Origin of the sequence: uncultured Chloroflexus sp. (assembly GCF_937129525.1) — a bacterium.
Taxonomy (GTDB): Bacteria; Chloroflexota; Chloroflexia; order Chloroflexales; family Chloroflexaceae; genus Chloroflexus.
The window spans coordinates 1-26,301 of record NZ_CAKZNK010000094.1 but is presented as its reverse complement, the minus strand read 5'-3'; the positions used below and the strand labels follow the sequence as shown (position 1 = coordinate 26,301).

Below are 26,301 nucleotides of genomic sequence, written 5' to 3'. Positions count from 1 at the left end.
GTCAACCGGCATAGCAACAACGTGTTAGCAACACATCTGTGGAAATCGCCGTGCGACAGGCTTTCATCCGATACCGCGCATGGGTTGCCCGCCTAGGGCTGGCAGCTATTTTACTGCTTGCGCTCTACTTCCGCGCGCTGAACCTCTTTGATTGGGACTCAGGCACCGGCCAGCATCCCGACGAACGCTTCTTTACGTATGTCGCTTCAACTGTTCGCATGCCGCAGAGCCTGAGCGAGTTTTATGACTCGAGTCGCTCGCCGCTCAATCCACGTAATTACGAGCAGTTCCCCCTCTATGTCTACGGGCCACTGCCGATCATGATGACGCGCGCGGTAGCGGTCATGCTCACTCCAGCCGAAGCTTTGCCGGCGCAAGTGCCGACCATTGCCGGGCCGCCGCGCATTGGCGCCGATCCGTCAGCGCCTGCCGAACGACGAACCGATTATGGCGCGCCGACGGCTAATCCCGAACGAAACTGGCCACGGTTCGATCCGCTGATACAGTGGTTGAATCCCGACCGCGTCAATCTGACCAGTTATGGCGAAATCGTGAACGTCGGTCGGAGCCTGGCGGTGATCTTCGATCTCGGCAGTGTCGCCCTCGTCTATCTGATCGGGCGACGCCTGTTTGGTCGTCGAGTGGGGTTGCTCGCCGCGTTGCTGGCCGCTCTCACCGTCATGCACATCCAGCAGAGCCATTTCTTTGTTGATCCGGCCTTCTCTACCTTCTTCTGTTTGCTGGCGCTCTACTGGACGGTGCGGGCCGCGCAGGGTGGCAGCGTGGGTGTGTACCTGGCGCTGGGGGTGAGCATCGGCCTGGCAATGGCTAACCGGATCACGATGGCGACCATCGGCGGTTTGGCGATTGCTGCTGCTCTCATTGCGGCGCAGCGGGCGTTGCGTGGCCAATCGTGGTTGGCTGTGTTCGACCGCCTGATGCGGCGTGAGATCTGGCTGTTAGTGATGGCCGGCATTGTCACGCTGCTGACTTTCCGCGCCATTGCGCCCGACTCGTTCATCGGCTCAGGCGCCGACTCTCCCTTCATTGATGGCCCATCGTCACTGCACGGAGCCGGTTTCTTCGATGTCCGTCTCGATCCTCGCTTTCGCGAAAACCTGATCACTGTGCAGGCATTGGTGACGGGTGAGTACGACTTTCCCCCCAGCCAACAATGGGTGGGCCGGCCAGCCTATCTCTTTCCCTGGATGAATATGGTGCTGTGGGGAATGGGGCCGCTGCTTGGTCTGGCTGCCTGGGGGAGCTGGCTGCTCTTTGCGGCCCGCTATGTGCGGCGCGGCTGGCAGTGGGCGCTGCGCCCATCACCGCTGGCAGGAAGGCCATGGCATCCGGCCTGGGTGCTTTGGATCTGGATCGCCTTCTATTTTGCATGGCAGGGCAATCAATTTGCCATTACGATGCGTTATCTGCTGCCGATCTACGGCGCGCTGATCGTTCTGGCAGCGTGGGGGTTGATGGTATCGGCCCGGTGGGGACGCCGATGGTACGTCCACAACAGTATGCGCCGCAGTCAACTATGGTCAGACGAGACAGCGCCGGCACGACAATCAAGGTATCGGACAAGCGTACTCAAAACGCTGTCGTGGATTGTTCGCCTGGCGCTGCCGGTGACGCTGATTGCGACCGCGCTCTGGGCATACGCCTTCTCGCGCATCTACACCGTGCCCCACTCGCGGGTGCAGGCAGCGCAATGGCTGGCCGAGCATGCGCCGCCGGGTAGCTATATCATTTCCGAACGCTGGGATGATCCGCTGCCGTTGCAGGCAACGTCAACGGCAGCCTGGAATGTCACCTTCTTTGGGATCGATTCATCGCCCTACGCCGAAGATGAGCCGGCTAAGTATTTTGGTAGTAACGGTGAATCTGGTCTGCTCGACCAGCTCGATCGAGCGGATTATATCACTCTGACCAGCAACCGCGTCTACGATAGCACATCGCGTCTGCGCATGCGCTATCCGGCATTGATGCGTTACTACCACAGCCTGTTTACCGGCGAATTGGGCTTCGAGCTAGCGGCAGAGATTACCTCATACCCTACCATCCTCGGCATCCGCATTCCTGACTGGATGGCTGAAGAGGCATTTAGCGTCTACGACCATCCACGAGTGTTAATCTTTCGCAAGACGCCGTTGTACAGCCGGGAACGGGCGGAACAACTCATCACCGGCGATGTTGAGTGGGGTGAAGTCTACAAGTCGCCGGTGCGAATTGCTGACCGTAATCCGACTGCGCTCCGCTTGACCGAGAGTGTCTGGCCGCAGTACGCTGCGGGTGGAGAGTGGTGGGCGTGGTTAGGAACGAATCCTTTTTCGCCGCTGTTGTGGGTGCTCTGGATTGAAGCGCTGGGGCTGGCCGTCTTTGCCGTCATCGGGCCGCGCCTGCGCCGTTTGCCTGACTACGGCTTCTCGCTGACCAGGATTCTGGCGTTGCTGCTGGTGGCGTATCTGGCCTGGCTGGCCGGAAGCCTGCGGCTTGCGCCATTTGCCCCGGTCACTCTCTGGACGATTGGGTTCATCGTGCTGGGGATAGGAGTAGTGGCTGGCTGGCGCAATCGCGATGCATTGCGCCAACTCTGGCAAGAGCGACAAACGGCGTTACTCGTCGCTGAAATCCTCTTTATCGGGTTTTTGCTCTTCGGTCTGACTCTCCGCTGGTTCAACCCTGATCTCTGGCATCCGGCGCGCGGTGGCGAGAAGCCGATGGATTTCGCGTACCTCAATGCAGTTCTGCGTAGCGCGGCCTTCCCGCCGCTCGATCCCTGGCATGCCGGTGGTTACATCAACTACTACTATTTCGGGTTTGTGCTGGTAGGAACGCTGATCCATCTTAGCGGGGTCGCGCCGGCGGTTGGTTACAATCTTGGCGTTGCCACGATCTTCGCTCTCACAGCGCTAGGGGCATTCGGAGTCGTCTACAACCTGTTAGCTGCGCACTCGGCGCTCCGTCGGCGCGAACGGGTAGCGCTGCTCTCCGGTATACTGGCGCCGGTCTTAATGCTGCTGATCGGCAATCTCGCCCAAGCCGGCTGGTTCGTCAGCGGCTATGCCGCTGAACAGGTAGCCAAAGGGCGCTACGAGTGGGCTTTCTGGGATGCAACTCGTATCGCTCCCGGCACAATCAATGAATTCCCCTTCTTTACCTTCCTGTTTGCCGATTTGCATGCGCACATGATAGTCATGCCGCTCAGTCTGGCTGCGCTGGGTCTGGCGCTGGCCTGGTGGCGTCAGGGAGCATCAGGACAGTGGTGGATCGTGGCTGGATTGGGAGTGGTTGCGGGCGCGATCAGGGCTACGAACACCTGGGATTACCCGGTGTTTGTGGGTCTGGCCGGGTTGATGCTGGCCCTGGCGACGGGGCGGCGCTGGCGGCGAGCGGGGCATGGTTGGCCGGCGACGGCGCTGGTTGCTGCATCTGTCGGAGCCGCGCCGGCGCTGCTGGGTAATCTGCTCTTTGCTCCCTTCATTGCCAGTTTTGTGACCGAGTCAAGTGGGATCGAACTCTGGAGTGGGCAGGGTTTGACCTTGCTTGAGACCGTTATCACGGCTGAACGTACCTCAACCGGTCAACTGCTGCAAATCGGCGGTCACTGGCTGGCAGTTTGGCTGGCCGTGATCGGGGTTTGGCTGTGGCGGCGCGGATATAATCTGTTGCTCGTGATCGGGCCGGTTGCAATCCTGCTGGTCGGATGGGCCCTCGATCTGCCGGCTCTTATCCCGTTGCTGGCCCTGATCGCAGTGGCGGCGTGGATCATCTGGCAGATTCGGCATCATGCAGCAACCACTCTCATCACTTCTCTGTTTGCCTTCGGCGGGTTGGGCTTGTGGGTTCTGGTTGAAGTGGTGGTGGTGCGTGGCGATGTCGGGCGGATGAATACCGTCTTCAAATTCGGCCTGCATGCCTGGATGCTGCTGGCGCTGGCAACGGCAGTCGTTTTGCCGTGGTTATGGATGGCGACGCAACGATTGGCTGTCCAGGGCCGCTGGATTGTTCGCCTGGTTGTCGGCGGGCTGCTGGCTGCCGGATTGGTCTACCCCATCACTGCCACGCCGGCCCGGATTGCCGACCGCTGGGATCCGACTGCGCCCCGCTCGCTTGACGGCATGGCGTTCTTCACCAACATCACCGCAGCGCGTAACGGCGCGGCCTATTCGCTCGATGAAGACGCGGCGGCAATTGACTGGTTGCGCCGCAATGCGCGTGGCACCCCGATCATTCTCGAAGCGCACCAGCCTTCGTACCAGTGGGCCGGACGGATTGCCACCTTTACCGGCATGCCCACCTTGCTCGGTTGGGAGTGGCATCAGATCCAGCAGCGCAGCGCAGTGCAGGCCGGGCCGGTGATCGGTTATCGGCAGCAGATCATCGCCACCATCTACAATACGCCCGATCCCGATACCGCGCTGTCAGCTCTGCGCCGTTACGGTGTGGAATATGTGTATGTCGGCGGCGTGGAGCGACAGCTTTACAGCGCGGAAGGATTAGCCAAATTCGCGACGCTTGTCGGTCGCGGGGATCTTGACCTTGTTTTCCGGCAGGGTGAGAGTGTTCTCTACCGTGTGCGCGAGCCGGGTCAGCCCCGTATGCTCACCAGCGATCTGCCGATTCGACCACCGAGCGCGCGTACTATTCCGGCACTGGAATTGATGCAGCCGGTGAACGAACTGCCGGCAGTTGGTCGGTTAGGCTGGAATACTCTGCTTGGCGAACAGCAGTGGCTGGCGGTCATCGTGTGGCTGCTGGTCTGGTATCTGATTGCCGGGCTGGGTGCGCTGCCGGCTTATGCTGCGTTGGGGCGATGGGGGCTGGCATGGGCGCGACCGGTTGGCCTGATCATGCTCGGTTACGCAATCTGGTTGCCTGTCAGTCTCGGTCTCTGGCGCTACGATCAGGTAGGGGTGACAGTTGGTCTGGTGGTGATGGCGGTCATTGCGCTGGCGTTATGGCTGATCGGTGCGCGGCCCGATCGCGCTGCGTGGCGCACTGTTATCCCAGGTGAAGTTGTCTTCCTGGCCGGCTTTGCCGCGATGGTTTGCATCCGCGCGCTCAACCCCGATCTGTGGCACCCGGTATGGGGTGGCGAAAAGCCGATGGAGCAGGGCTTCCTCAACGCCATTTTGCGCAGTCCGGTGATGCCGCCCTATGATCCTTTCTACAGTAACGGCTACATCAACTATTACTACTACGGTCTCTATCTCATGTCGCTGCCGATCAAGCTTCTCGGTCTTGATTCGGCGATCGGTTTCAATCTGGCCCTGGCGACACTCTTCGGTATGTTGTTGGCCGGCGCGTATGAGCTGGGCGCGCGACTGGCTGGCCGACGACGCTACGGGATACTGGCTGCTGCGCTGATCGGACTGGTTGGCAATCTGACCAGCCTGATCGCAGCGGGTTGGTCGCAAGGCGCCAACGGGTTGCGCTTGCTGTTGAGTGGCAATGCCGCGCTGCTCGGCGACTGGTTTGTCGGGCCGAGTCGGGTGATCCCCTACACGATTAATGAGTTTCCGCTGTTCAGTTTCCTTTACGCTGACCTGCATCCACACCTGATTGCGCTCCCGCTCTCGCTGCTGGCAATTGCCTGCGCATGGCAATTGATTCTGCTCAATCGACAGCAAGCCGGTCGGCTAACAACCCCGGTTGGGAACTCCTCAGCGGAGTCTTCTCTGCTCCGCGTTGCGCCAACCTGGGCGCTCATGGCGTTGACTCTGGGGACGCTGGCAGTCACCAATTCGTGGGATTTCCCCACCTACGGTTTGCTTGCCGGTTTGTCAATTGTCGCCGGCGCCGCGCGGCGTGATGGCTGGCGCTGGCAGGCAATTGCGCTGGCGGCGGTCAAAGCGATTGGATTGGGAATAGGCTCGCTCTTGCTCTTTGCCCCCTTCTTCGACCGCTACTGGCCGATGGTAGGTGGGATTGGGTTGGTGACCAGTCACGTCACTTTACCGTTCGATTATCTGCTGGTGTACGGTTTGCCGCTCGTTATCGTTGTCCCGGTTATCATCGGCGCGGCAGCGCGGCGCTGGCAGCGCCTCGTGCCGGTACGTTTAGGGACACTGATGTTAAGCGTGATCGGAATAACGATCATTATTGGCGCGGCGTTGCCGGCCTGGGCGTTGCGACTGGGTTTGCTGATCTTGTTAATCCTCACCACCACCTTATTGGTGCGACGAGCCACCGGCGCGCCGGCATGGTATGCGCTATTGCTAAGCTGGCTGGCGTGGGCTATTTCGCTCGGCGTGGAAGTGGTCTACATTCGCGACCATCTCGACGGTAGCGACTGGTATCGCATGAACACCGTCTTTAAATTTGGCATGCACGTTTGGACATTACTCGGCCTGGCCGCTGCCGGTCTTTTGCCGCGATTGTTCCATCAGGCGCGCCAGTGGGGCGGGCAAGCAGCGGTCAGAGTAGCCCTGGTCGCAATCGCTATGCCGGCGCTGATAGCAGCCAGCTATGCGCCGGTAGCCATTCCATCGCGGCTGGTCACGCGCTTCCCGGTTGATATTGGCCCAACCCTCGATGGAATGGCTTTCATGGAACAGGCCAGCTTTACTTATGACTGCGCTGCCTTTGGTGGCTGTGAGCCGAATACCACGATGGTACAGGTAGATTTGAGCGGTGACGCAGCGGCGATCCGCTGGCTCAATCAGCAGATCGACGGCACGCCGATTGTACTTCAGTCGAGCCTGTGGTTCTATCGGGCCTACGGCATTCGCATCGCTGCGGCAACCGGTTTGCCGACAGTGATCAGCGCGTTGCATGCCGATGAACAGCGTGATCCGATAGTGACGGGGCGGCGAGTGCGTGATGTCGAAGCCTTTTACACCACCACCGACCCGGAAACGGCATTACGCATTCTGGCCCGCTATGATGTTGATTATGTCTATGTTGGCGGTGTCGAGCGCGCTTTTTACCCACAGGGCCTTGAGAAATTGATGGTCTTGCGCGACCGTTATTTGCGTCCGGTTTATGAACAAGACGGCGTAGCAATCTACGCGGTTGCCAATCTGCCGGACAGCTATCGTCTGTTGCGCGCCGATCCGTTACCGGTTGCGCAGCCGCCTCTTCCACCGCCACCCAACGAACCGACCATTGATCTCTCTGAGCTGGAAGCTGCCGTTGCGGCACAACCGACCAATGCTCAATTTGCCTTTGCTCTGGCGGAAGGTTACCGCCGTCAGGGACGGCTTTATGAAGCGGCGCAGGTGTTAGCTCCTGCCGCTGCTGCCAATCCCGGCGACGTTGGCTTGCATCATCTCTGGGGCGATATTTTGGCTGAAGCGGGCAGGTATGATGAAGCCGAACAGGCTTATCTGGGCGCAATTCAGGCCAGTCCAACCGCAGGTAATTACAACAAACTGGCGACTGCATTGATCGATTGGGGTTGGCTCGATAAAGCCGAGCTTGCATTGGGGCAGGCGATGAGCACCGATCCAGCTTTGCCTGACCCCTACTTTCAACTGGCCCGTCTCTTTATGCTGCGTAATCAAACCACTCTGGCCAGAGACGCCTTGCAACGGTATCTGCAACTGGCGCCCGATGGGCCGTGGGCTGATGAAGCGCAGCGAATGATAAACAGGCTTGGCGGAGGACAGCCGTGATCGTCTCGTTACGCGAGGGTCTGCGCAGAGTAAGCGGGGATGGCGCAGATGCAGGCAGCACAGGAGCAGGCTATGAGAACGTTGGCTGGTGATGTCCTGATCTGGTGGTTGATCGCCCAGCTCTTCGCCTGGATCGGCTGGCCGATCGCTTACCGTATCTTCGTCCATCTACCAGGGAGCGGGTTTGTCTTTGCCCGTCCGCTCGGCTTACTGGTGACCGGTTTTCTGGCGTGGTTGCTGGCCATGCTCGGCCTTAGTCGCTTCGATCTACCGCTCATTATCATCTGTCTGCTGATCGTTGCCGGTAGCGGTTGGATCTGGCTCTGGCGCAGCGGGCATCGCCGACTACCCCCGCTCGGTGATGCGCTGGTCGGGGAAGCGATCTTTCTCATCACTCTGCTCGGCGTGGTCTGGTTGCGGGCGCGCGAACCCATTCCGTGGGGCACCGAACGCCCAATGGATTTCGCCTTCTTCAACGCCATTCAGCATAGTGGCTTCTTCCCACCACACGATCCATGGCTGGCGGGATACAGCATCAACTACTACTATTTCGGCTACCTGCTCATGGCCGTTCCGGCGATGTTGAGTGGTTTGCCACCGGCGACGGCTTACAATCTATCCCTGGCCTTGCTCGCCGGCATGACGGCGCAAGGCGGTTACGGGGTGATCAACACCATCCTTCGACTGCTTCATCATCATCCCCCGGCGCTGGTGCGGAATGCCCTTGGCGCGCTCGGCGTGATTATCGTCCTGCTCGCCGGCAATCAATCAGGCGCCATTCAGGTTATCACCGGTGACGAACGGGCCGTTGCCCTTGATGACCGCCAGTTAGTGGCTGTCTTGAGCCAGGCCTGGCGCGGTGAAACATTTATCACATTGCCGTACCCCCTCCAGACTGCCGCCTACGATTTCGGCACGGTGGAGGGCTGGCCGCGGGCTGACAAATGGCAAGACTTCAACTGGTGGTGGCCGTCGCGCTCGCTGTGGGATGGGTACCGGATTGCTGGCGATCCGCCGCGCTACGAGCAGAAGTACACTATTACCGAATTTCCCTTCTTCAGTTTTCGTCTCGGCGACATGCATCCGCATGTGATGGCATTACCCTTCACGACGCTGGCAATCGGATTGGCGCTGGCGGTTGCGGCAGTTGGTCAGGCGAAGGTGGCAGCGCGCGCCAATGAGCCATCGTCACCGGATGCGCTGCAATCGGTTAAGCCGCCGATCCTCTTCCCTGAAGGGCGGGCCGGCTGGCTGGTGCGCCTCCTGCACGGAGTCATTCTCGGAAGTCTGTACGTCATCAACAGTTGGGATCTCCCGAGCTACCTGCTACTCTACTGGGGAGGGATTGCGCTCGCCTTGCAACGTTGCCATGCTCCGTTTCCGTGGCGAATGTGGTTGCGCCCAACGGTTATCATCACCGTGCTCGCCTTTGTGCTCTACTTGCCGTTTCATCTGACGTTTCGCTCACCGGTAGGTGGATCAACCCCTTGGCTTGATATACCAATCATTAGCCGGCTCACCAGTGTGATCGGCATTTACCTGGGCGAACGGAGTGGCTGGCACGAGTTTGTCATCATCTTTGGACTGATGGCAGTGCCGATCATCATTGGCGGTTGCCTCTACCGGCCATCGGATGAACATTCCTTAGCCGGCTCATCAATTCCACGCTGGCTATGGTGGTTGCCGCTTTTCCTGCTGGCCTTCGGCTTGCTCATAGGGTTTCCCTTGCTAGGGTTATTCGGATTGGCGCGCGTTGCGGTGTGGCGCATGTTGCATGAGCGGGAAATCGGCTTCCGCTTCGGGATGCTCATCATCGCCGTCGGCAGCGTCGTGCTCTGCGGGGTAGAATTCGTCTACATTCGGGATTTGTTCGAAAACCGGGTGAACACGGTTTTCAAATTCTACTATCAGGTCTGGCTGCTCTGGGGCCTGTTGGCGCCGGTTGGGTTGTGGTGGATGTGGGCGACAGCGACGGGCTGGCGACGGTGGCTATCTGGTCTGGGCAGTGTTGGTTTTGGTCTGCTCCTGGTGGGAGCGCTGGTCTATCCATATCTCGTCATACGTGATCTTGGTCGCGCGCCGCTCTATGGCCTCAATGGGTACACACCGCGTGAGCAAACTGCCGCTGGAGCGGCATCCATTGCCTGGCTGCGCCGCAATATACCCGCTGGCAGCGTGGTGCTCGAGGCGGCGGCGGTCGAGAATGCCGCCGCGGTTGCAGCGGGCAGTGAATCGCCGCGTTGTGGCGGTTCGTACAACTGGCAGGGCTTCGGTGGTGTCGCGGCTGCCAGCGGGTTTGCCACCGTGTTGGGCTGGACAGGCCACGAAATACAATGGCGTAGCGGCGATCCGGTAGCCCTTGCCGAACTTGGCCCGCGCTGTCTGGCAGTTGATACCATCTACCGTAGCGGCGATCTTGATCAGATTCGATCGCTGCTTGCCCGATACCGCATCGACTACATCTACATCGGCGCGCTTGAGCGTGAAATGTATCCCGCGACCAGTCTGGCCGCGCTGGCCCAGGTTGGTGAGGTGGTCTTCGCGCAGGATGAAGTGGTGATCTATCGCGCGCGGCGGTAAGCGCGAAGATTGCTCAATCGGCGCTGTCATCTCGGAACGGTCGCCTGGCTGCGCAATCGACCGGGTTCGCTTCGCGCGCGTTCTCTCCCCATGTCAGTACTGCTGGATCCCGATCTGAGGGTATACTACAAATGTGACCGGTATTACTGACAGAGGATAACCATGCCATCATCAACCGATTACGATGTGATAGTCGTCGGCGGCGGCCATAATGGCCTGACCTGCGCCGGCTATCTTGCCAAAGCCGGCAAGCGTGTGCTGGTACTCGAACGGCGGCCAATTGTCGGCGGCGCTGTCTGCACCGAAGAGGTGATCCCCGGCTACAAGATTGATGTCGGCTCTTCGGCCCACATCATGATCCATCTCACCCCAATTGTGCGTGACCTCGAACTCGAGCGATACGGGCTTGAGTATATCGACATGGATCCCTATGCCTTCTACCCGTTGCCCGACGGGAGTGGCGCTATCTACTTCTACCGCGATGTCGAGCGCACCTGCCAGAGTATCGCTACCGTCAGTCCGCGCGATGCCGAAGCTTACCGGCGCTTCCTCGATTTCTGGACACCGCTAAACGAGGCGGTATTCGATGTCTTTTTGAATCCGCCGTCAGTGACGCGCTTGTTTGGCAAAGTTGCTTCCAGCATTCCGCGTTTGCCCAAACCTGAACAGAAGGTGCTTGAAGTCACTCGACGCCTCTTCACCAGCTATGCCCAGTTGATTGAAGAGACTTTCGAGAGCGAGGCTATGCGCGCAGCGATGACCTGGCTGGCGGCGCAGAGTGGCCCACCGCCGGATGAGATCGGGGCAGGTGACTTTTTCGGCTGGCACGCGATGCTGCACTACAGTGGCGCAAAACATCCACGCGGCGGTTCAGGGATGTTAACTCAGGCGATGGCTCGTTCGCTCAAAGCCATGGGTGGTGAGGTGGTGCTTGATGCGCCAGTGCGCCGGATTATCGTGCAGAATGGGCGCGTGCAGGGGGTTGAGACCGCGGATGGTCAACGCTATTCGGCGCCAATTGTTGTCTCGAATGCGCACGTGTTGACAACCTTCCTGCAACTGGTCGGCCCCGAACACCTCAGCGCCGAGCTGGTGCGCCGGCTCAATCATATTCGCATCGGTAACGGCTTCGGTATGACGGTGCGCTGCGCGGCGGAAGAGCTGCCCGACTACATTGCCGCCCGCAGTTATGGTCGTCCCCACGAAAGCCATCACGGTCTGCAACTGCTCAGCCCTAGCATGAACTATGTGCGCCGGGCCTACGAAGACTATTTGCGCGGTGAGCCGAGTCGCGAGCCAGCCGTAATTGCCATGACCTTCTCGGCGATCGATCCCGATGTTGCTCCTCCCGGCAAGCACACCGTCTTTCTCTGGTCGCAGTATTTTCCCTACCAGCTCAGTAATGGCCGCCATTGGGACGACATCCGCGAGTCGGTTGCCGACTCGATTCTGGAAGTACTCTACCGGTACGCGCCCAATATGCGTGGCAAGATTATCGACCGCTTCATCCAGAGTCCGCTTGATCTGGAACGACGGATCGGGTTGCTACGCGGTAACGTCATGCACGTCGAGATGAGCTTTGATCAGATGTTCTTCTTCCGGCCTCTACCGGAATTGGCCGGTTATCGCACCCCGATTCGCGGTCTGTATCTGACCGGCGCCAGTACCCATCCCGGTGGTGGTGTGTTTGGCGCGAGCGGATACAACACGGCCCGGGTTGTCCTGGCCGACACCCGCGCGCGTCGTTGGGGGCCGCTGGCTCTGGGAGCCGGGGCGCTGGCGGCGGGAGCAGTGGTTGCCGGACGGCGGTTGCTCCGTCTGCTAGATCAATAGGAGCGTAACCGGCGCATGGCACAATCGCGGGGATCGGCAAGAGTTCGGCAACCGCTCTCGTCGATCCCCCGTCTGATCGATCGCTAGCGTTGTCCCCACCAGCTACCGATCCGATCGGCAACATCGCTCCCAAGCACGCGATCGAGGAGCGCCAGCGGCGTTTTGGCCAGCCTCGGTCGCCATCCGGCCAGTGTGAGCGCGTAGACGGCATAGCGCACAGCCGCGCCGAGGGCGCCGTTGCGCGCCTCGAGATTGGCCATTGCCGCATAAATATCGGCCAGCACAGCCGGTCGCGCCGGTCGTAAGCCTGGATGCGCAGCAAAAAACTGTTCGGCAATCTGGAGCCATTCGCGGTAGAAACCGCTAAACTGCGCGACGGTTTTGGAAGCGGCATGGAGCCGGTAAGTGGCAACAATGCCGGGGGCCTGTAGCATCGGGCCATGTCGAATCAGCCGTACCCAGTAGGCAGTATCGAGCGCATAGCGCATCGTCAGGTCGAGCGGGCCGGTGAGTCCAGCCGCTGCCCGGCGCGCAAAGACAGTCGGTTGGATCGGGATGAGTAAGCGCAACAACGACAATGGGTGGTAGGGTCGCGCGGCAACAGTTCGCAACGCCTGTCCCTGCTCGTCGATATAGCGAGCGCTGGCATAAACAGCAACCGCTCCTGGGTGAGACTGTAAGGCTGAAACCTGTGCAGCAATGGCGCCCGGCAGGTAGGTGTCGTCACTATTGAGCCACGCCAGCACAGATCCCCGCGCTCGCGCCCAACCCCGGTTGATTGCATCGGCCTGACCGGCATCCTTGCCGGTGACAATCTGAATGCGGTCGTCGCCGGCGAACGTGTCGAGCACGGCGAGCGTTTCATCGCTGCTACCGCCATCAATAACCCACACTTCGAGGTTGGGATAATTCTGGCTAAGAATACTCTGCAACGTTGCGCCAATGTAACGCCCCTGATTGAGCGAGGGCACTACGATGCTGACCAGTGGCTGCGCCGGATCGCGTATCACCGGCGGCGGTAGACTGGCAGTGAGATGGGCGTATCCAGCCCACGCGGGATATTCGGCGGCAAGTGGTTGCATACGAGTACGAAGAAGCGCAAGCTGCATGTCGCCGGCTGTCGGTTTAATGCCCGGTCGCTCTCATAGAAGCCAACCAGCTACGTTCAACCAGGAGTGAACGCAGGATTTGTTTCGGTTGAGGCATTGCCGGTTGATCAAGCTAAACGATAACGCATGGTATACCTTCGGGCAACATTGTCATCGCGCCCTGGAAGTTCGCCAGCTCTCAGCGGCATTTGCCTTTGGCAATCCCGAAATGCGCAACCTGTCGCGCTGTTCGGTCTTCACTCGGGGCAGCGAAGGGCAAATCGATTGCTTGTCGGGTCCAGGCCGACAGACTACGCTGACCTCGATCCCGCGATGTTTCCATTGTGAACCAGTTTGCCTGCGATACCAGACTGCTGCAACCCTTCTGCTCTGAACCGGTATCGCGGTGTCGATCGGCGCCGACATCGCGCCAGGCGCAACGGTCAGACGGTATGCGCAACGTATCTGCCGGATTGCACACTCGCCGATTTATCAGGTATCGCCATCAACGGCCAGATAGTCGGCGCGCGGTGGGCTAAATGTGTCGATTGCCAGAGTCTCTTCAAGTGTCCAGACTGCAGGAGTGCCACCGGGAATCGCTACCGAGCTGCCGGCAGTGGCTTCGATAAACGTATCACCCAGTTGGAAGCGGAGGCGGCCATGAACGATGTAGGCCACCTGATCTTCAGGATGGCTGTGCAACGGCACGTGGCTGCCCTCTGCCAGACTCACTTCCATCTGATACATTCGCTCAGTCAGCGCGATCCGCCGTCGTCTCACGCCGGGAAAAAGCTCGATCCAGGGCCGTTCCCACATAGAGCAATCTTCCTTCTAGTACTAACAGAATACACAATTGGTAGCGATGCGTTGTAGAGCATCGCTACCAACTTCTTAACGCAACTCTCTGCCAGTCATCGCAACTGCTACTCTGCCGTGTTGGATGCCGGCTTGAAGGTTGCCAGCACCGCTCCGGCTTCGACCGTCATACCCACTTCAACGCGCACTTCGCCAATCGTACCGCTATGGGGAGCGGTAATCTCATTCTCCATCTTCATCGCTTCGACGATGAAGAGCACCTGACCGGCTTCAACCTGCTGGCCGTGGGCCACCCGCACTGCCACAACGCGGCCCTGGATCGGACTGATGACACCATCAATTGGCGCGTTGAGTGTCGTCTTGCGTGGGGAGACGCGGCGCGGGGCAGAATTGCGTGCCGGATTCGTCGGCTGAGCAGAGGTCAGACTCAGTCCATCGCCAAAGACGGCCACCCCAAACCGACGACCATTTACTTCTACCGTAAACCGACGGGGTTCTTGAGCCGGTTCGGTTGGCAGTGGCGAGGCTGGTGGCATCAGTTCGGCAGTGCGCGCAAGTAACTCGGGATGGCGTGGAATGAAATTCACCGTCGCTGCGCCGGCCAGGAACACCGGATGTTCGAGCGCGGCCTGGTGGAAGGGAATGATGGTTGTCACCCCTTCGATCCGGAACTCGGCCAGCGCTCGTCGCATGCGGGCAATCGCCTCTTTGCGGTCGGCGCCCCAGGTGATCAACTTGGCCAGCAGCGAATCGTAGTGCGATGGCACCGTGTAGTTGGCCCGCACACCGCTATCAACGCGCACACCTAACCCAACCGGCTCGCGGTATTCACCAATTGCGCCGAGAGCGGGACGGAAGTTGTGCAGCGGATCTTCGGCATTGATCCGGCACTCGATGGCGTGACCGCGCGGCGCCAGGTCTTCTTGCCTGAGCCATAACTTCTCGCCTTGCGCAATCCGGATCTGCGCTGCCACCAGATCGACGCCGTAAACCATCTCGGTTACGGTATGTTCGACCTGAATGCGTGTATTCATTTCGAGGAAATAATAGCGCCCATCCTGAAAGAGGAATTCGAGCGTACCGGCGCTAACGTAGCCAACTGCTTTTGCCAGTCGAACGGCGGCAGCGCCCATCTCGGCGCGCAATTCGGGAGTGAGAGCCGGTGATGGACATTCTTCGATCAGCTTCTGATGGCGACGCTGAACCGAGCAATCGCGTTCGCCGAGGGATACGGCATTGCCGTAACCATCGGCCAGCACCTGAATCTCGATATGGCGCGGATCGTCAAGGTACTTTTCAACGTACAATTCGCCATTCTTAAACGCAACTTCGGCTTCTCGTCGAGCTGAAGCAAACGCTTCATCGACCTCTTCCGGCGAGCGCACCACGCGCAGCCCGCGTCCTCCGCCACCACCGACAGCCTTAATCGCAATCGGGTAGCCAAACTCTTTGCCCAATCGACGCACTTCGGCTGCATCACTGACCGGTTCGAGCACACCGGGCACTACCGGTACCCCGGCTGCCGTTGCCTCGCGTCGGGCTGCTGTCTTGCCTCCCATCCGCTCCATTGCTTCGGCTGGCGGCCCGATAAAGACCAGTCCGGCAGCCGTTACTGCGCGCACAAAACTGGGATTTTCAGCCAGAAAGCCATAACCGGGGTGGATAGCCTCGGCTCCGGTGGCTTTGGCAGCGCGCAGGATCGCCTCGATATTGAGATAGCTTTCGGCGGGTGATGGTGGACCAATCAGATAAGCATCGTCTGCATAGGCTACGTGCGGCGCATCGCGGTCGGCTTCAGAGTACACAGCTACGCACCGCAAGCCCAATTCGCGACAGGCCCGCATCACCCGCAGGGCAATTTCGCCCCGATTCGCAACCAATACTGTACGAAACATTGCAGCCGCTCCTCAATGCTGCTCTGCGCCGCTTCAACTTTGTGCGGCCTAAGCGCCAATTGTAGCATAGCGCGCCGTGTTACAGAGATGGCGCGAGGCGTCCCAGCACTTGCTCGGCGGCGTAAGCAGCACGCAACAGCAGCGGTTCGTTCCACGGACGGGCGATGAGTTGTGCGGCGCGTGGCACTCCATCGCTACCATAACCGGTTGGCAGGCTGAGCGCTGGCCAGCCGAGGAAGTTCCATGGCCCGGTGAATGAGGTTGGTGTTGGTATGCCGAGCGCCGGCGCCGATGCAGGAACGACCGGCGTAATCAGCAGATCAATCTCGGCCAGCCGTTCTGCTACCCGTCGCCTTAACATCGCTCGCGCCTGTTGGATGCGCGCAGCATCGACCGGCGAATAGATGAAGGCGGCCAGTATGCGGTGGCGCATAAATTCGCCATAATCGTCGAGCCGTGTTCGTAACCACGGTAAATGCAAAGCTGCCGCCTCTATCGCCAGCAAAGCCGGATTGAGCAAGCGCAACTCTTCCAGTTCAGGCACATCGATAGGGATGATGATGGCCCCTTGTCCGTCCAGCGCATCGGCGGCGCGTCGCATTGCCGTCAGCTCATCGACACCCGCCAGGGGTTGCCCGCTACCGTCGGCGGTCAGCAATCCCACCCGCAGATTACGCGCGCCGGCAGTTATACCACCGATGGTAACGTCTGGAGCCAGGCGCAGGGTGCGTGGATCGCGCGGGTCTGGCCCGCCGATCACGCTGAGTAGCAATGCCGTATCTGCCACCGCGCGGGTCATCGGCCCGGCATGATCGAGCGACCACGAAAGCGGGAACCCACCTGCCAGGCTTACCCGGCCATGAGTCGGCTTGAGACCAACAATTCCGCAATGGGCAGCAGGAATGCGGATCGATCCACCGGTGTCAGTGCCGATGGCGGCAAAGGCCATACCGGTAGCAACCGCAACGCCACTGCCACTGCTGCTACCGCCGCTGTCGCGTGACCGGTCGTAAGGATTGGCTGTTGGGCCGTAGTGGGCGTTGTTTGAGCCGGGTGAGTAAGCGAATTCCGACATGCGGGTCTTGCCGATCACGATTGCGCCGGCGGCGCGCAGGCGCTCGACGACCGTTGCATCAGTTGCCGCCATCACTCCGGCGCGGATGCGCGATCCTGCTGCGGTCGGATAGCCAGCTACGTCGAACAGATCCTTGACCGCAACAGGAACACCGTGCAACGGACTACGTATCTTGCCCGCTGCCAGTTCAGCGGCAGCAGTGCGGGCATCGGCCAGAGCACTCTCGGCCATCACTATCTGAAAGACATTGAGTTCGGCGTCATAGTCGGCAATGCGCTCCAGCGCCTGCTCGACCAGTTCTACCGGCGAGATCGTTTTCCGTTGCAACTGGGTGGCAATACCGAAAATGCTGGTTGGATCATCGCTTGTCGGCAGGTCACCGTTAGGCGGACTGGCTGCCGGCGGCAGATTGACTGCATCGAGCATGTCGGGTAACTGCTCGTGATCGACAGCATCGAGCAGCCGCTCAATATCAGGAAAACGACTCAGAAAGCCCTTCTCGATGATGCCGGCAAAGTCGGCTTCGGTTGCCGGAATGCCGGCAGCGCGTAGCGCAGCGCGTAGCCGGTCAATCAGATGATCCATGGATGCTCCTTGTCGTTGTTGCAAGTCGATGGTTACGCTTCCAGACATTCACGGGCCGCTCGCCAGCCGCTATCAATGGCGCCATGCACTGTTTGTGGATTGCTGGTGAAGGCCGTTGCTTCACCAGCGAAGTGGATATTCCCTTCCACCGTCGCCAGTGCCGGTCGCGCCCAGGCCATTCCTGGCGGCAGATGGGCATAGCCGCCGCGCGCGTACTGATCGGCAGCCCAGCGGTAGCGGCGGAAGCCAACGCATCGTTCGGCCACATCACTGCGGCCTAAAAGCCAACTCAGTTCGGCCAGACCCAATTCGCGTACCGTCGCGTCAGGCAAACGATCGAGCGCAGCGGCTCGTTCAGCCGTTACATAACTGCACAGCAACGGCGCAGCCGGATCGGGGTGAGCTGGCGTCCACCAGCGCGCAAAGAGACCATTGTGCGCGGCATAAGCAAAGTCTTCATCCCATAGCGGTGTGTCAAACCAGAAAAAGTGTTTGGTCGCCGGTCGTGTATTGAAGGCGGCAATGGCAGCGCGTTTGGTGGCTGAGAGAGGTGGATTGAAGCGGATCGCGCCGGCAGCCAGGACTGCGACCGGCACAGTGACGACACAGCGACGCGCGCGTAAGGTGGTAGCGCCCGCCTCTATGGTCACCGCATCCCCATGATCGGTGATTGCCCGCACCGGCATGCCAGGACGGATGTCGAGATTGCGGGCCAGCCAGTTTAACAAGGTATCATAGCGTTCGCGCAGGCGAAACTCGCGCGGCCCGGCCTGATCGACCCGTTGCTCGCGAGCCAGATCGACACAACTGAGCGTTTCCAGCTCTGCGCAACAGGTTTGCGCCAGCGCCACATCGGCCACCGCCAGAGCCGCTGGATCGAACCCATGACGGCATAGTTCCGTGGCCAGCGAACAATCGACGCTCTCGTCGGTGTAGCGCTCTGCCAGACTATTCCATATCGCGCGCGCGCGCGCAATCGCTTGCCGGGCAGGATCGTCTGGCGGCAGCTCGTGAATTGGTCGAGCTGGCGTGCCCCAGCGCAAGCCGTTGTATCGATCCACTTCGTCGAGCGTCAATCCAGCCTGCTGGGCCAGCTCCACGGTACTCGTATGTGCGCCGTGAATCAACTCAGCGCCAAGTTCAATCGGGTAGAACCCGCAACTGCGCTCAGTCCAGATCCGGCCACCGATGCGTGGTCGCGCCTCGATGACTGCTACCCGCGCGCCGGCATCGCGCAGAGCGCGCGCCGCTGCCAGCCCTGCCGCCCCTGCGCCGATCACCACTACGTCAAGCCGGTCAGATCCCGATTGAGACATACTTGATATCCAGATACTCATCAATCCCGGTTGGGCCGCCTTCGCGTCCAATCCCACTCTGTTTGACCCCACCAAACGGAGCCTGGGCCGTGGAAGGAATGGGATCGTTGATCCCGATAATGCCGTATTCCAGTCCCTCGGCCAGGCGCCAGACCCGCCCCACATCGCGGGTAAAGGCATAGGCAGCCAGACCGTAAGGCGTGTCATTGGCCATCCGGATCACCTCGGCCTCATCGTCGAAGGGAATGAGCGGCGCAACCGGCCCAAACGTCTCTTCACGGGCCACCAGCATATCGCTGCGCGCATCGAACAAAACGGTCGGTAGCCAGAAGTTGCCGCCAAGTGGCGACGGCCCGCCGCCGACCAGCACTTTGGCGCCAGCGGTAAGGGCATCTTGCACGTGGCGCTCGACCTTGCGCCGCGCCTGTTCATCAATCAACGGGCCGATATTCACTCCGGGCTGCAAGCCATCGCCGACGGTCAGGCGAGCAACCTCAGCAGCGAAACGTTCGGCAAAGTCAGCATAGATCGGTCGCTGAACAAAAATGCGGTTCGCGCAGACGCATGTCTGGCCGGCGTTGCGGAACTTGGAGGCAATAGCGCCGCGCACCGCTGCTTCCAGATCGGCGTCGGCAAAGACGATAAACGGCGCGTTCCCGCCCAATTCTAGCGAAACTCGTTTGAGCGTATCGGCTGAGCGGCGCATCAGTTCTTTGCCGACTTCGGTGCTACCGGTAAAGCTAATCTTACGCACGCGGGTATCGGAAAAGATGGTATCGGCAAAGGGTCGTGGATCCTGGCAGGTAATAATATTAACCACACCGGGTGGCGCTCCGGCTTCGGTAAAGAGCTGGCCCAACGCCAGCGCCGAGAGCGGTGTCTGCTCGGCTGGTTTACAGATCACCGCGCAACCGGCAGCGAGGGCCGGCCCAATCTTGCGGGTAATCATCGCGCTAGGAAAGTTCCATGGCGTAATCATTGCGACAACACCGACCGGCTGGCGCAGTACCAGAATGCGCTTGGCACTGGTTGAAGCCGGAATCGTCATCCCGTAGATCCGTTCGGCTTCGCCGGCAAACCAACTGAGAAAGCTGGCCGCATAAGCAATTTCACCACGCGCTTCAGCCAGTGGCTTGCCCTGTTCAAGCGTCATAATGGTAGCCAGCTCTTGCTGTCGTTCGAGCATCATCGTCGCTACGCGCCGCAGCAACGCTGCTCGCTCACCGGCAGGAGTCGTTGCCCATCCCGGTTGCGCCGCTACCGCTGCCGCAATCGCGGCGCGTGTCTCTGCGACTCCGGCATCGGGCACGTAGCCCAGTACAGTGCCATTCGCCGGATTAATGACGGCAAACGTTGCCCCACTCACCGCCTCACGCCACTCGCCGTTGATCAGCAGGCGTAAAGGCAGCGTTGCCAGCGGCTCTTCAGCCACTACCGTCATCGCGCGCTCCTTTCATTCAAACCGCTGCTGCGCAACAACGTAAAAAAGATCGTTTCATCCAGAACGATCAAATTGATCGCTCCTCAAACGAAAATGTTGCGTCATTGCAGCGTAGCGTCAACTTCACCATACCTCTATTGTACAGCGTCTGCCCGGCGCGGTATACTGTGAAGGGGTTATCGAGTAACTGCTTTTCTACCAGCACTACGGACGATGGTGACATCGCCCTTTCCACTATGAACCAGATCCATCCTTTCTCGTCTATCTATCGTCATGGGTTCGCCCGGCTTGCCGTTGCCATTCCGGCGGTACGCATTGCCGAGCCGGCCTTCAATGCCGAACGAACGATTGCGCTGGCCCGGCGCGCCGCTGCTGAGGGTGCAGTGTTGGCGCTGTTTCCCGAACTCGGCATTTCAGCTTACAGCAATGATGATCTCTTTCAGCAAACCACCCTGCTCGACGCAGTCGAGCGATCGGTAGCTGCGATCGCCGCCGCTTCTACCGCCATCAATGCCCTGCTCCTGGTCGGAGCGCCGTTACGCCACGAAGGTCGGCTCTTTAATTGCGCAATCGCCATCTGCAACGGTCAGATCGCAGGAGTAACACCAAAGAGTTATTTGCCTAATTATCGCGAATTTTACGAAAAACGCCACTTTGCCGCTGCCCGTGACGCAATCGGCGATACGATTCAGGTGGCCGGCCAGACGGCGCCATTCGGAACAGACCTTATCTACACGACAGCATCCATTCCCGGTTTTGCCGTGCATGTAGAGATCTGCGAAGATTTATGGACGCCGCTGCCACCCAGCACCTTTGCGGCGCTAGCTGGAGCGACCATCCTCTGCAATTTGTCGGCCTCAAACATCACCATCGGCAAAGCCGACTATCGGCGCTCGCTGTGCATGAACCAATCGGCCCGCGCGCTCGCTGCCTATCTCTACTCGGCGGCTGGACTGGGTGAAAGCACCACCGATCTGGCCTGGGATGGCCACGCCCTGATTTGTGAGAATGGGGAGTTGCTGGCCGAGTCTCAACGATTCTGCGACGATGAACAGATCATCTTCGCCGATGTCGATCTCGAACGGCTGTTGCAAGATCGCATGCGGCAGACCAGCTTCAGCGATACGGTTGGTGACTACCGCGAACGGCTGCGAGGCATGCGCAAAATCGGGCTGACCATTTCGCCGCCGGTGATTACAGATCTGCGCCGCCGGGTACCCCGATTTCCCTTTGTTCCCGCCGACCCGGCCACGCGCGATGAACGTTGCTACGAAGCGTACAATATCCAGGTTCACGGTCTCATTCAGCGCATGCGCAGTGCGGGGGTTGAGAAGCTGATCATCGGAGTTTCCGGCGGGTTAGACAGTACCCAGGCCCTGATCGTTGCCGCGCGCGCGATGGATCGGCTCGGCCTGCCGCGCCAGAACGTACTGGCCTATACGATGCCCGGTTTTGCGACCAGCAGCCAGACCCGCGCCAATGCCCATGCCCTCATGGCGGCGCTCGGCGTCAGTGCGCATGAGATCGATATTCGTCCTTCGGCGCTGCAAATGCTGCGCGATCTGGGCCACCCGGCGGGTGATGGCGCGCCGGTGTATGATGTTACCTTCGAGAACGTGCAAGCAGGCGAACGTACCTCGCACCTGTTCCGGCTGGCCAACTATCACAACGGTATCGTTGTTGGCACCGGCGATCTGAGCGAACTGGCGCTAGGTTGGTGTACCTACGGCGTTGGCGACCAGATGGCGCACTACAACGTCAACGCTTCCGTCCCCAAGACCCTGATCCAGCATTTGATTCGATACGTCATTCGAACCGGCGAACTCGGCGCAACGGCCAATCGAGTGCTGGAGGCGATTCTGGCCACGGAAATCTCGCCCGAACTGGTTCCGGCGACGGCCAACGGCGATGACAAACCGGCTCAGCGCACCGAAGCGATCATCGGGCCATACGCCTTACAAGACTTCAATCTCTACTACATCACCCGTTACGGCTTTCGACCGGGCAAAGTGGCTTTCCTGGCCATGCACGCCTGGAGCGATGCAACGGTCGGTGAATGGCCAGAGGGGATACCTGAGACTGAACGACGAGCCTACGATCTACTCACGATCGCGCGATGGTTACGGGTTTTTCTCTACCGATTCTTCCAGATCAGCCAGTTTAAGCGCTCGGCGATGCCCAACGGCCCCAAAGTTGGTTCAGGCGGTTCACTCTCGCCACGTGGTGACTGGCGCGCGCCGAGCGATGCGGGAGCTGCGGTATGGCTGGCCGAACTCGATCAACTTATTGCCGAATTGGAAGCTGGTTCGCGCTGATCGCGCTCATCAGCATCATGAGCGCTTGCCAGCGTGCTGATCCACCTGATCCGGTAGCGGAAGGCGAGCGCGTTTACCGCATCTACTGCCTGGGCTGTCACAGCCTCGATCCAGCCGGGCCGACGGCGCTCGGCCCGCCGCTGGCCGGCATCGGCGCGCGAGCGGTCAACAATGGAGAGGGTCTCAGCGCGGCTGAGTGGCTGCGGCGCGAGATCGTTGATCCCGACGCCGCGCTCACACCCGGTTATCCGGCAGGTCTGATGCCGCGCACCTATGGCACTGATTTGCGCGCAGCGCAGATCGAAGCGCTGGTGGCGTATTTGGTCACATTACGATCGGCTGAGGACTGAGAATTTTGCAACAAAACATCAGCTCCTTCTCTTTGAGAAGGAGCTGGTGGGCATGTGAACAAACAGCGTTAATTAGTTGATTGGGATGGCATTATAGTCTTCAGCGACGACATTCGCTGCAACCGTACTTGAGTTTGCTGACGAAATGCGGATGACTGCTACGATTTGACAACCCGAATTTGCACATTCGATAGTTGCGCTACCACCGAAACCACCGATATAACCGAATTCCGCTAAGTCTGCAGTCGTCTTTCCACTTGCTGGGGTTGCCGAGATAGCATTACTGTTTACCTTCTGTCCGGGATTGATCGAGGACAAGGTATGGGTACCGACCAACACGCCGTTAAGATCGTAGTATCTCACCGTGATTGTACCTGAAGGACCGGAACCGACATTCTGAATGGCGATATTAGCTCGCTGACGAAAACCAGGGTTGATATCGAACCGTGATTGCGTCCAACGAACGTAGGGTGCAGCCAGCTTGGAAGATCCGGAAGTTGCACCAATGAAAGCGGTGCCAAACGCAGGCGCAACGGTAGAAGCAGCGGCAACTTTGCCAATAGCAACTATATTGGCACCGGTGCTGGTAATCACTGCTGAACCGTTGAATCCATTGGGAATACCGCTGGCGCTACAAGTCTGGAAGCTGGACTTGCTATTAGCGGGAATTGTGGCGGTCTGAGTAGCAACAGTATTATTATTCAGATCTTTGTAAGTTACCGTGACTGAGGCAGAATTAGTCGTGCTCGTATTCTGTACAGCGTAGGCCGTGCGTTGTTGATTAGCGCCGAAGTTGCAAAGCGCGCTGGGCATATAGATTGTATTGGCACCCTGAGTGACACCTTCAAAGGCACTAACTTTATATGAACTATCGGTTGTTGCCTCAATAGCGGTCGCAACAACTTTGCCGGTAGCTTGAATGGTTGCTGAGCCGTTGAAGCTTGAACCAAGTGCACCGATAGTACCTGCGTCAAAGAAACGAGCCGTGCCAGTTTGAAGGGAGAACGTTTCGCTATGGATCGGCGTGGCTGATCCAACTGGAAAGAATTGCAGCGTCACATTTACCGAATTTGTATCAGCGTTCTGGATAGAAAACTTGGTTGTCTGGTTAAAGGTATTCTTCAAGACGGTAGCAATTAATACGTTGTTACCGCCATCATTGCTGCCAAAACCGTTTGATAATGGACGGTTTCGCACCGTTGAACTCTGCGGCAACTGTACAACCGTTGCGACAATTGGCTGATCCGAAGAAATCACCGCCGAGCCTTGACCAGAGAACGCACTTAATTCATTGGTAGTACCTACGTTTAACGAAGCGCCAGCATTGGCAGGCAGAGTGCGACTGAACGTGATAGGTGAACCACTTCCTCCCGAAGATGGATAAAAGGTAAAGGTGATATTGGCTGTTGCTGTACCAACATTTTGATAAGTGATTGAGGTTATAAAATTGGTGTTGTACGCGCTGCTTTGGGCGCTGACCGAAGTGGGAAGACTGCTCGAAGCAATTAACATCGCTACGATTGCAGCCACTAGCTTAGGCAGACCTCGCATATGACTCTCCTTTACAATGTAGAAGAACTGAACCTCCACGTTATGAAGGATAAAGGTGATGCGAAGGGTTTTCCATAACGCAAAGAGGTTATTTTTGCTAATCCGTTCAGGTACTGATCAAACAGTAGCATTTGCTTGTTGGTAGTATTAGAATATAATGCCGAATACTGTCAGCGTCAGAGTGACTGTAACTGGCGAAGACATCGATCACTGAGGAGTTAAATCATGCGCTCTATTGCTTTCCTGCTTGCCCTTGTTAGCTTAATTGCCTGTTCAACAACACAGTCTGTGCCGACTTCCACCACTCCTAACGTTGTCATACCCACTCCAACCAGTGGTGAAGCGGTAGTATTTGGGCGGGTGCTGTCCAGTATTACTGGCCAGCCAATCTATCGAGTACGGGTGGCGTTTGCGGAAGTTTTGCGCAACGAAGAGACGGCGATCTTTGTCGATGATACTGGTTTATCGCCATTTGCGGAAACTGACCTGGAGGGTCGTTTTGTTGTGCCCAATCTTCCACCAAAAGAGTATGTTATTGTAGTTGGCGATCCCTTTGGTCTCAACGATGTAGTGCGTGACCCAACAACAGGTCTTCCCCGAATTTGGAGTATTGAGGCAGGAAAGCAGATTGATGCAGGCGATCTCACCGTTAATATCGGGGTGTAATACATTTTGATTAGCGGGTATTAGCCCGTAATACCTGAAGATAAAGATGCTCATACTGACGAGCAGCCGGTTCGATAGTGAAATGCTTAACCTGTTCACGCGCTGCGGTTGCTAAACCATGGGCAAGAGTTTTGTCAAAGGCTAGTTTTTCCATTGCCTGGGCAAGTGCTTCAGGTTTTCGAGGCGGAACTAACAACCCGGTCTGTTCATGCTGCAGTAACTCACGAGTGCCTGGAATATCAGTAGCTACCACTGGAGTGCCAACTGCCATTGCTTCAAGGATCACAGTGGGGAGTCCTTCCCATAAAGATGGTGAGACTAAAACATCCAAATTAGCAATAATATCGATTGCATCAGGCCTTGCGCCTAACCAGAAGACGTATTGACTGATACGAAGCTGTTCTGCCCGTTCAATGAATGTTTTCGGCTTGTTACCGTAACCGCTTCCGACGATGAGCAGAATCGCGTTCGGTATCCGCTTACGTGCTAGCGCAAAAGCTTCTAATGCATCAGGAATACCTTTTTGTTCGGTCAATCGTCCAACCAGCCCAAACAGGATTGTATCTGGCGCCAGGCCTAATTCTTGCCGTAAGTTTTTGCCGGTACGCTGATTCAGCACGCGACGCAGATCTATGCCGTTATGAATACGGTAGATTGGTCGATGCAAGATACGGGCTAGCGGGTGGCGACTCAAATGAGCGACTACTGCATCAGATACTCCGACCTGAACAGTAGCCAGCGCTGGATATAACAGGTTTGCTATCTTGCGGATCTGCAAATGACGGGGAAACTCAAGTGTTGTGTGACACGTGCGAATGAAAGGTGTCCGCCCAGCAGCAAGCGCGAGTCCGACCAACCCGGCATACTCGCCGTGCGCATGGATGATGTGCGGGTGTAAGTGTTGCACTTGTGGGTGCAGACCACGCCACGCCTTTATCACTGAATGCACCATGTGTTGTGCAAATGGTGCACCGTACACAACCTCAATTCCACTCGCGCGCAGCTCTGCTTCCCAGTACTGTTCAATGGGACGATCAAAGCGCCAGAGATTGGCAATAGTGATGTGGAAGAGCTGCGGATCGAGTGTTTGGGCCAGTCGGATGCTATATAGCTCAAGACCTCCACCTAAATCGCCGACAATTAATCCGGGAATCAGTTGAACTATGCGGAT

General features: G+C 58.6%; 15 protein-coding genes. 6 read left to right on the top strand and 9 right to left on the bottom strand.

All coding sequences use genetic code 11. The features are described from left to right. The first annotated feature begins 38 nt into the window (after positions 1 to 38). The 3 genes from Q0650_RS11775 (at position 39) to Q0650_RS11765 (ending at position 12,032) form a co-directional block, all read left to right on the top strand. Entirely contained in the window at positions 39 to 7,619 is a 7,581-nt protein-coding gene (locus Q0650_RS11775) for a DUF2298 domain-containing protein (RefSeq protein WP_298819187.1), read from the top strand. 72 nt (positions 7,620 to 7,691) lie between these two features. Then, on the top strand, positions 7,692 to 10,199 hold the full coding sequence (locus Q0650_RS11770) for a DUF2298 domain-containing protein (RefSeq protein WP_298819186.1): 2,508 nt from the start codon (positions 7,692 to 7,694) through the stop codon (positions 10,197 to 10,199). Positions 10,200 to 10,361: 162 nt separating this feature from the next. Next, on the top strand, positions 10,362 to 12,032 hold the full coding sequence (locus Q0650_RS11765; RefSeq protein ID WP_298819184.1) for an NAD(P)/FAD-dependent oxidoreductase: 1,671 nt from the start codon (positions 10,362 to 10,364) through the stop codon (positions 12,030 to 12,032). A gap of 83 nt (positions 12,033 to 12,115) precedes the next feature. On the opposite strand, the gene Q0650_RS11760 is transcribed toward Q0650_RS11765, so the two are convergent. The 7 genes from Q0650_RS11760 to Q0650_RS11730 all read right to left on the bottom strand — a co-directional run bounded on the left by Q0650_RS11760 (position 12,116) and on the right by Q0650_RS11730 (position 20,471). Beyond that, positions 12,116 to 13,114 (bottom strand): glycosyltransferase family 2 protein, encoded by a 999-nt coding sequence (locus tag Q0650_RS11760; RefSeq protein ID WP_298819182.1) that lies wholly within the window; start codon positions 13,112 to 13,114, stop codon positions 12,116 to 12,118. 498 nt (positions 13,115 to 13,612) lie between these two features. Next, the gene (locus Q0650_RS11755) at positions 13,613 to 13,936 is read right to left on the bottom strand and encodes a cupin domain-containing protein (RefSeq protein WP_298819179.1); all 324 of its coding nucleotides are present in this window, start codon (positions 13,934 to 13,936) and stop codon (positions 13,613 to 13,615) included. Positions 13,937 to 14,043: 107 nt separating this feature from the next. Continuing rightward, complete coding sequence (gene accC / locus Q0650_RS11750; RefSeq protein WP_298819177.1) at positions 14,044 to 15,831, bottom strand: acetyl-CoA carboxylase biotin carboxylase subunit; 1,788 nt, start codon at positions 15,829 to 15,831, stop codon at positions 14,044 to 14,046. Between the two features lie 79 nt (positions 15,832 to 15,910). Beyond that, positions 15,911 to 17,491, bottom strand: coding sequence for an amidase (locus Q0650_RS11745; RefSeq protein WP_298819175.1), 1,581 nt, complete (start codon positions 17,489 to 17,491; stop codon positions 15,911 to 15,913). A gap of 32 nt (positions 17,492 to 17,523) precedes the next feature. Then, positions 17,524 to 18,807 carry an NAD(P)/FAD-dependent oxidoreductase gene (locus tag Q0650_RS11740; protein WP_298819173.1) on the bottom strand — a complete coding sequence of 428 codons (1,284 nt, stop codon included), beginning with the start codon at positions 18,805 to 18,807 and terminating at the stop codon, positions 17,524 to 17,526. After that, on the bottom strand, positions 18,788 to 20,248 hold the full coding sequence (locus Q0650_RS11735) for an NAD-dependent succinate-semialdehyde dehydrogenase (RefSeq protein WP_298819171.1): 1,461 nt from the start codon (positions 20,246 to 20,248) through the stop codon (positions 18,788 to 18,790). Before Q0650_RS11735 ends, Q0650_RS11740 begins: the two co-directional genes overlap by 20 nt. 67 nt (positions 20,249 to 20,315) lie before the next feature. Continuing rightward, entirely contained in the window at positions 20,316 to 20,471 is a 156-nt protein-coding gene (locus Q0650_RS11730; protein WP_298819169.1) for a hypothetical protein, read from the bottom strand. A 13-nt stretch (positions 20,472 to 20,484) separates the two neighbouring features. Between Q0650_RS11730 and Q0650_RS11725 the strand changes: the two genes are divergently transcribed. Beyond that, positions 20,485 to 22,563 (top strand): NAD(+) synthase, encoded by a 2,079-nt coding sequence (locus tag Q0650_RS11725; RefSeq protein WP_298819167.1) that lies wholly within the window; start codon positions 20,485 to 20,487, stop codon positions 22,561 to 22,563. Then, positions 22,509 to 22,913 (top strand): cytochrome c family protein, encoded by a 405-nt coding sequence (locus Q0650_RS11720; protein WP_298819166.1) that lies wholly within the window; start codon positions 22,509 to 22,511, stop codon positions 22,911 to 22,913. Before Q0650_RS11725 ends, Q0650_RS11720 begins: the two co-directional genes overlap by 55 nt. A gap of 72 nt (positions 22,914 to 22,985) precedes the next feature. Here Q0650_RS11720 and Q0650_RS11715 read toward each other — a convergent pair whose 3' ends face one another. Further along, positions 22,986 to 24,464, bottom strand: a complete 1,479-nt coding sequence (locus Q0650_RS11715) for a CARDB domain-containing protein (protein ID WP_298819165.1) — start codon at positions 24,462 to 24,464, stop codon at positions 22,986 to 22,988. Positions 24,465 to 24,689: 225 nt separating this feature from the next. Here Q0650_RS11715 and Q0650_RS11710 point away from each other — a divergent pair, with 225 nt between their 5' ends. Continuing rightward, positions 24,690 to 25,130 carry a carboxypeptidase regulatory-like domain-containing protein gene (locus tag Q0650_RS11710; RefSeq protein WP_298819162.1) on the top strand — a complete coding sequence of 147 codons (441 nt, stop codon included), beginning with the start codon at positions 24,690 to 24,692 and terminating at the stop codon, positions 25,128 to 25,130. 10 nt (positions 25,131 to 25,140) lie between these two features. Here Q0650_RS11710 and Q0650_RS11705 read toward each other — a convergent pair. Next, the coding region (locus Q0650_RS11705) for a glycosyltransferase family 4 protein (protein WP_298819160.1) at positions 25,141 to 26,301 on the bottom strand (1,161 nt) is incomplete at its 5' end.